The organism is Mesorhizobium sp., assembly GCF_005063415.1.
GTDB lineage: Bacteria > Pseudomonadota > Alphaproteobacteria > Rhizobiales > Rhizobiaceae > Mesorhizobium.
Genome location: NZ_SUEG01000105.1, coordinates 1 through 6,952, shown reverse-complemented (window position 1 = coordinate 6,952; position 6,952 = coordinate 1). Strand labels below are relative to the sequence as shown.

The 6,952-nt window shown below is 63.4% G+C and carries 9 protein-coding genes; 6 read left to right on the top strand and 3 right to left on the bottom strand.

The features are described 5' to 3' along the window. The 6 genes from E5W70_RS23030 to E5W70_RS23005 form a co-directional block, all read left to right on the top strand. Positions 1-538 (top strand): phosphoribosylanthranilate isomerase (locus E5W70_RS23030; protein WP_292662789.1); only part of this gene is annotated, 538 nt, incomplete at its 5' end. A 33-nt stretch (positions 539-571) separates the two neighbouring features. Next, positions 572-1,822 (top strand): tryptophan synthase subunit beta, encoded by a 1,251-nt coding sequence (gene trpB / locus E5W70_RS23025; protein WP_292662787.1) that lies wholly within the window; start codon positions 572-574, stop codon positions 1,820-1,822. Between the two features lie 2 nt (positions 1,823-1,824). Continuing rightward, positions 1,825-2,664 carry a tryptophan synthase subunit alpha gene (gene trpA, locus E5W70_RS23020; protein ID WP_292662785.1) on the top strand — a complete coding sequence of 280 codons (840 nt, stop codon included), beginning with the start codon at positions 1,825-1,827 and terminating at the stop codon, positions 2,662-2,664. Between the two features lie 36 nt (positions 2,665-2,700). Next, the gene (accD, locus tag E5W70_RS23015; protein WP_292662783.1) at positions 2,701-3,627 is read left to right on the top strand and encodes an acetyl-CoA carboxylase, carboxyltransferase subunit beta; all 927 of its coding nucleotides are present in this window, start codon (positions 2,701-2,703) and stop codon (positions 3,625-3,627) included. A gap of 62 nt (positions 3,628-3,689) precedes the next feature. Continuing rightward, positions 3,690-5,015, top strand: coding sequence for a folylpolyglutamate synthase/dihydrofolate synthase family protein (locus E5W70_RS23010; RefSeq protein ID WP_292662781.1), 1,326 nt, complete (start codon positions 3,690-3,692; stop codon positions 5,013-5,015). A 59-nt stretch (positions 5,016-5,074) separates the two neighbouring features. Next, complete coding sequence (locus E5W70_RS23005; RefSeq protein ID WP_292662779.1) at positions 5,075-5,494, top strand: VOC family protein; 420 nt, start codon at positions 5,075-5,077, stop codon at positions 5,492-5,494. A 47-nt stretch (positions 5,495-5,541) separates the two neighbouring features. Here the strand turns inward: E5W70_RS23005 and E5W70_RS23000 are convergent, their stop codons facing one another. The 3 genes from E5W70_RS23000 to E5W70_RS22990 all read right to left on the bottom strand — a co-directional run. Further along, positions 5,542-5,823: a cupin domain-containing protein gene (locus E5W70_RS23000; protein ID WP_023718287.1), complete on the bottom strand. Its 282-nt coding sequence runs from the start codon at positions 5,821-5,823 to the stop codon at positions 5,542-5,544. 130 nt (positions 5,824-5,953) lie between these two features. Further along, positions 5,954-6,277 carry a thioredoxin gene (gene trxA / locus E5W70_RS22995; RefSeq protein ID WP_023677558.1) on the bottom strand — a complete coding sequence of 108 codons (324 nt, stop codon included), beginning with the start codon at positions 6,275-6,277 and terminating at the stop codon, positions 5,954-5,956. 73 nt (positions 6,278-6,350) lie between these two features. Further along, a partial coding sequence (locus E5W70_RS22990; protein ID WP_292662777.1) for a PD-(D/E)XK nuclease family protein occupies positions 6,351-6,952 on the bottom strand: 602 nt, incomplete at its 5' end.

The following is a 6,952-nucleotide window of genomic DNA, read 5'->3' as shown; positions in this document are numbered from 1 at the left end:
GGCGGAAGCCGGCCGCCTGCGCGAAGCGGCGCGCGGCAAGGCCAAGGCGGTTGCGGTGACGGTCGACGCCAGCGACGTGTTCCTGGATGAGATTGTCGACAAGATGCAGCCCGACATGCTGCAGTTTCACGGCGCCGAAACGCCCGGGCGGGTGGCCGAGGTGAAGGCCCGCTACGGCTTGCCGGTGATGAAGGCGCTGCCGGTCAGCGAGGCTGCCGATCTCGAGCGGGTCAAACCCTTCATCGGCATTGCCGACCGTTTCCTGTTCGATGCCAAGCCGCCTAAGGGTTCGGAATTGCCGGGCGGCAACGGTCTCGCCTTCGACTGGCGCGTTCTGGCTGGCCTTGACGCCGGCGTCGATTACATGCTTTCCGGTGGGCTCAATGCCGGCAATATCGGCGACGCCCTTCGGCTGGCGAACCCGCCAGGAATAGATGTTTCCTCAGGCGTGGAGAGCGCGCCGGGCGTCAAGGAACCGGCGCTGATCGAACAATTTTTCCGGGCCGTCGGGACAGCACGCGACAACCGCGCCGCCTGACCGCGCTTCAAACCACAAACCAGGAGATCGGCGATGGACAGGCCGGCGACACCCAATTCCTTCCGCACCGGCCCCGACGAGCAGGGCATGTTCGGCATTTTTGGCGGTCGTTTCGTTGCCGAAACGCTGATGCCGCTGATCCTCGAGCTGGAGCGGCACTGGAACGAGGTGAAGAACGACCCGGATTTCAAGGCAGAACTGACCGATCTCTCGACGCACTATGCCGGGCGGCCGTCGAAGCTCTATTTCGCCGAAGGCCTCACCAGGCATCTTCGCGGGGTTTCCGCGGCTAAGGGCCTCGGGGGCGGCGCAAAGGTCTATTTCAAGCGCGAGGACCTGAACCACACCGGCTCGCACAAGATCAACAACTGCCTCGGCCAGATCCTGCTCGCCAAGCGCATGGGCAAGACGCGGATCATCGCCGAGACCGGTGCCGGCCAGCATGGCGTCGCTTCCGCCACGGTGGCGGCGCGCTTCGGGCTTCCCTGCATCGTCTATATGGGTGCAACCGATGTCGCCCGGCAAAGCCCCAACGTCTTTCGCATGAAGCTTCTGGGCGCCGAGGTGCGGCCGGTGACGGCCGGCCACGGCACGCTGAAGGACGCCATGAACGAGGCCCTGCGCGACTGGGTAACCAATGTCGAGGACACCTATTACCTGATCGGCACCGCCGCCGGCCCACATCCCTATCCGGAGCTGGTGCGCGACTTCCAGTCGGTGATCGGCACCGAGGCGCGCGCCCAGATCCTCGAGCAGGAAGGCCGGCTGCCGGACACCATCATCGCTTGTGTCGGCGGCGGTTCCAACGCTATCGGCCTGTTCCATCCCTTCCTCGACGACAGTGAGGTGCGCATCATCGGCGTCGAAGCCGGCGGCCGCGGCCTCGACGGCATCGAGCATTGCGCCTCGATGAGTGCCGGCGCGCCCGGCGTGCTGCATGGCAACCGTACCTACCTCCTGCAGAACGCCGACGGCCAGATCATGGACGGCCACTCGATCTCGGCGGGCCTCGATTATCCGGGCGTCGGGCCGGAGCATTCGTGGCTGCGTGATTCGGGCCGCGTCGACTATGTGCCGATCCTCGACGACGAGGCGCTGGAGGCGTTTCAGCTGACGACGCGCGTCGAGGGCATCATTCCGGCGCTGGAATCGGCCCATGCAATCGCGCAGGCGGTGAAGATCGTGCCTGATATGGACAAGGACCAGATCGTCATCGTCAACCTGTCCGGCCGCGGCGACAAGGACGTGCATACGGTGGCCAATATGCTGGGCATGGAGATCTGATCATGGCCACCCGTATCGACCGCCGCATGGCAAAGCTGAAGGCCGAAGGTCGACCGGCACTTGTCACCTATTTCATGGGCGGCGACCCGGACTACGACACGTCCCTGTCGATCATGAAGGCGCTGCCCGGCGCCGGCAGCGACATCATCGAGCTCGGCATGCCGTTTTCCGATCCAATGGCCGACGGCCCAGCGATCCAGGCGGCCGGCCTGCGGGCGCTGAAGGGCGGCCAGACACTGGTCAAAACGCTGAAGATGGCTTCGGAATTCCGCGCCGGCGACAATGAAACGCCGATCGTCTTGATGGGCTATTACAATCCGATCTACATCTACGGCGTCGAGCGCTTCCTGAGCGATGCGCTGGCCAGCGGGATAGACGGGCTGATCGTCGTCGACCTGCCGCCTGAGATGGACGAGGAACTTTGTATCCCGGCACTCAAGGCCGGCATCAATTTCATCCGGCTGGCGACGCCGACCACCGACGACAAGCGCCTGCCCAAGGTGCTGCAGAACACCTCCGGCTTCGTCTATTATGTATCGATGACCGGTATCACCGGTTCGGCGCTGGCCGACACCGGCAAGGTGGCGGCGGCGGTCAAGCGCATCAAGAGCCATACCCACCTGCCGGTCTGCGTCGGCTTCGGCGTCAAGACCGCCGAGCAGGCGCGCACCATCGGCGCGTCGGCCGACGGCGTCGTCGTCGGTACCGCGATTGTCAATGCCGTCGCCAACGTGCTCGGGCCGAAGGGCGAAAAGACCGCCGATCCGGCCGAGGCCGTCGCCACGCTGGTCAGCGGGCTTTCGCAAGGAGTTCGCGCGGCTCGCCTTGCTGCCGCCGAATAGTCTTCCTACGTCTTCTTCAGGACAGGAGCCGAAGCGATGAACTGGATCACCAATTACGTCCGCCCGAAGATCAATTCGATGCTCGGCCGCCGCACCGACATGCCGGAAAACCTGTGGATCAAGGATCCCGAGACCGGTGAAATGGTGTTCCACAAGGATCTGGAGCAGAACCAGTTCGTCATCCCGTCCTCCGGCCACCATATGAAGATATCGGCCAAGGAACGGCTGAAATTCTTCCTCGACGACGGCAAATATGAGACGCTGGAAAACCCCAAGGTCGTTCAGGATCCGCTCAAGTTCCGCGATGAGAAGCGCTACCTAGACCGGCTGAAGGATGCCAAGGCCAAGACCGGCATGGAAGACGCCATCATCAATGCGCTGGGCACCGTCGAAGGTCTGCCGGTGGTGGTGACGGTGCAGGATTTTGCCTTCATGGGCGGCTCACTCGGCATGGCGGCCGGCGACGCAATCGTGCATGCCTTCGAGGTCGCCTTGCAGCGCAAGCGGCCGCTGATTCTGTTTGCAGCCTCCGGTGGCGCCCGTATGCAGGAAGGCATCCTGTCGCTGATGCAGTTGCCGCGGACCACGGTCGGCGTCGACAGGCTGAAGGAGGCCGGCCTGCCCTACATCGTCGTCCTGACCAACCCGACGACCGGCGGCGTCACCGCCTCCTACGCCATGCTGGGTGATGTGCATATTGCCGAGCCAGGCGCGCTGATCGGCTTTGCCGGACCGCGTGTCATCGAGCAGACCATCCGCGAAAAGCTGCCCGACGGCTTCCAGCGCGCCGAATATCTGATGGAACACGGCATGGTCGACATGGTGGTGTCACGGCTGGAAATGCGTCAGACGATTGCACGGCTGCTGAGAATGCTGCTCAAGCTGCCAGAAGAGCAAAAACCGCAGGAGCCGGAAATCCTGCCGCCGTCGGTGCTTCCGGCCGAAGCCCGGCCGCACGCCTGACGCGACATCACGCGGCGCGAGCGGCTGTTGTGTGCCGTTGCGCACGCGCCTAGGATTCTTCCATGACCACGCTTGCCGCCGACCGCGAAATCGAAAGCCTGATGGCGCTTCACCCGAAGGGCTTCGACCTTTCGCTCGACCGCATTTCGCGGCTGCTCGAGCGGCTCGGCAATCCGCAGGACCAGCTGCCGCGGGTCATCCACATCGCCGGCACCAACGGCAAGGGCTCCTGTGCCGCCTTTTCACGGGCGCTGCTCGAAGCCGCCGGCTACCGCGTCCACGTCCACACCTCGCCACATCTGGTGAACTGGCACGAGCGCTACCGGCTGGCCGCCGATAGCGGCGGCAAGCTGGTGGACGACAAGGTCTTCGCCGAAGCCATCGCCCGCGTCGCCAAAGCCAATCAAGGCCAGAAGATCACCGTCTTCGAAATCCTCACCGCGGTCACCTTCCTGCTGTTTTCCGAACATCCGGCCGATGCCGTCATCCTCGAGGTCGGCCTTGGCGGCCGCTTCGACGCCACCAATGTCATCGCCGAGCCGGCCGTGTCGGTGATCATGCCGGTCTCGCTCGACCACGAAGCCTATCTCGGCGACCGCGTCGAGCTGATCGCTGCCGAAAAGGCCGGCATCATCAAGCGCGGATGCCCGGTCGTCATCGGCGCGCAGGAAAGCGAGACGGCGCAGCAGGTGCTCATCGAAACCGCCGAGCGGCTCGACTGCCCCGCGTTCGTCTATGGCCAGGATTTCCTTGCCTATGAGGAAAACGGACGCATGGTCTATCAGGACGAAGACGGATTGATGGACCTGCCGCCGCCGCGCCTGCCGGGGCGCCATCAATTCGCCAATGCGGCGGCGGCGATCGCGGCGGTCAAGGCGGCGGGTTTCGAGATCAGCCACCGCGCCGCCGAGAAGGCGATGGCCAATGTTGCCTGGCCAGGCCGCATGCAGAAGCTGCCGCAGGGCCGGCTGAGCGAACTGGCGCCGAAGGGCGCCGACATCTGGCTCGACGGCGGCCATAATCCCGGCGCCGGCGTGGTCGTCGCTGAGGCGCTGGCCGAGCAGGAGGAAAAGAACCCGCGGCCGCTGTTCCTGATCTCGGGCATGATCAACACCAAGGACCAGAGCGGCTATTTCCGCGCCTTCAAAGGGCTGGTGCGGCATGTCTACACCGTGCCGGTGAGCCTGAGCGACGCCGGCGTGCCGAACGACGAACTGGCGACCCGCGCCATCGAGGCCGGCCTGTCGGCCGAACCGGTTAGTTCCGTCGCCAATGCGCTGATGCTGCTGCGCGACACATGGGACGGACCGCCGCCACGCATCCTGATTGGCGGATCGCTTTACCTGGCCGGTGCGGTATTAGCCGAAAACGGCACGCCGCCGGTTTGAGGCGTGCCTCCACCCGGGCCATGATGACGCCACCTATCAGATCACCGGAGCAGCCAATCATGATCAAGGTAAAGCAGCTCGCTCACGTTTGCATTTTCGCGAATGACCTGGAGATGACGCGAAGCTTCTACCGGGACGTCCTCGGCATGGACACCCAGTTCAATTTCCTGCGCGACGGGAAGATTTTCGGCTTCTACCTCAATTGCGGCAGCCGTAGCCATGTCGAGGTGTTCCAGAAAGACGGCGCCAGCAATAGCGACTTGAACCAGATCAACCACTTCTGCCTCGAAGTGGAAAACATCGACGCCGCGATCGCCCATCTGAGGTCAAAGGGGGTGGATGTCACCTCAAAGAAACGCGCGTGCGATGACACCTACCAGGCTTGGATCCGCGACCCCAACGGCGTGAAGATAGAACTGTTCGAATATACTGAGAAAAGCGCACAATTCGTCGGGGGCGATCGTATCGCGGATTGGTGATCGCGCCTCGCCGGACAATTGTAGCGGCGCAGCCGATGGTTGGTGGACTACTTCAGCTCGACCTCGATGAAGGCGAATTCGCCATCGTTTGCGCTGATGACGTCATGTTCGACGCCCTCGTTGCGGAAATACGGCGCGCCCTTCTTCATCTCGGCGAAGGATTCGCCATCCTTGGTCAGGAGCTTCACCTTGCCGTCCGTCAGCGGCACGATCACATAGTCGTGGCCATGGCGGTGCCAGCCGGTGTTGTCGCCGGGAGCGAAGCGGTATTCGGTGACGATGACGCGCTCATTGTCGATGAAGACGGTGGCCTTGGCGGATCCGGTCATATCGCTTCTCCTGCTTTAAGCCAGACAAGAGCATGAGACGGCAAGTGGCGAGTGCCAGATCTGCGGATCGGTGACGCCACAAGAAAGCCCGGCGCGAGGCCGGGCTTTTTTCTGCAAAATTTTGATCGGATCAGGCGAGGCTGCCGTTGATCCAGTGCGACAATGCCGTTTTCGGCGCAGCACCGACCTTCATGTCGGCGACTTCGCCGCCCTTGAAGATCATCAGTGTCGGAATCGAGCGCACGCCGAACTGCGCGGCCAGCTCAGGATTCTCGTCGATGTTGAGCTTGGCGATCTTTATCTTGCTGCCGAGTTCGATGGCAATGTCCTCGAGCGCCGGGGCGATCATCTTGCACGGGCCGCACCATTCCGCCCAGAAATCGACCACGACCGGCTCCTTGGCGTTGAGCACGTCGGCCTGGAAATTGCTCTTGTCGACCTTGACGGTAGCCATGCTGAGATCCTTTCGATTTGTTCGTCGCACCAAATGTGGTGGTGATCGCGTCCGTCTTCAAGCAAGTGTTGTGTCACGCTCCCGTGAGTCTAGCAAGCGCGTCGTCCATGGCCCCTGCCGGCAGCTCGATCAGCCGCGGCGCCTCGGTAAACAGCAGCGCCGCCGAGACCTCGCGTCCCGGATAGAGCGGCTGAAGCAGCGCGCGATAGAGTGCGAGCTGCAAAACATAGGCTTGCGGCACTTCGGCGAGCGTAGCCGGCGCTGGCCGATTGGTCTTGTAGTCGACGATCGAAACCTTGTCCGGCGTTACTGCCAGCCGGTCGATCTTGCCGGAAATCGAGCGCAGTTTGCCCCTCACCTCCAGGCTGCCCATGATGGCGACCTCAGCGCGCGAGTTTGGCGCAAACAGCGGCGCAAAGCGGCTGTCAGCAAGAATTCTGAAAACGGCAGCCAAGGCCTTGTCGCGCTCGTCGTCGGGCCATCCCGCGCCGGCTCTTGCCAGATAGCGTTCGGCGGCGTCCTGGCGTTTTCCCTCGGCGATGCCGGGCAGCATCTGCAGCAATTTGTGCAGCGCCAGCCCGCGCATGACGGCAAAGCCGGGCTCGGCGTCGGCATCCAGTACCGGCGAACGCGTGTCGGCCACCGCTTGCCGCGCCTCCTCGATCAGCACCGAGG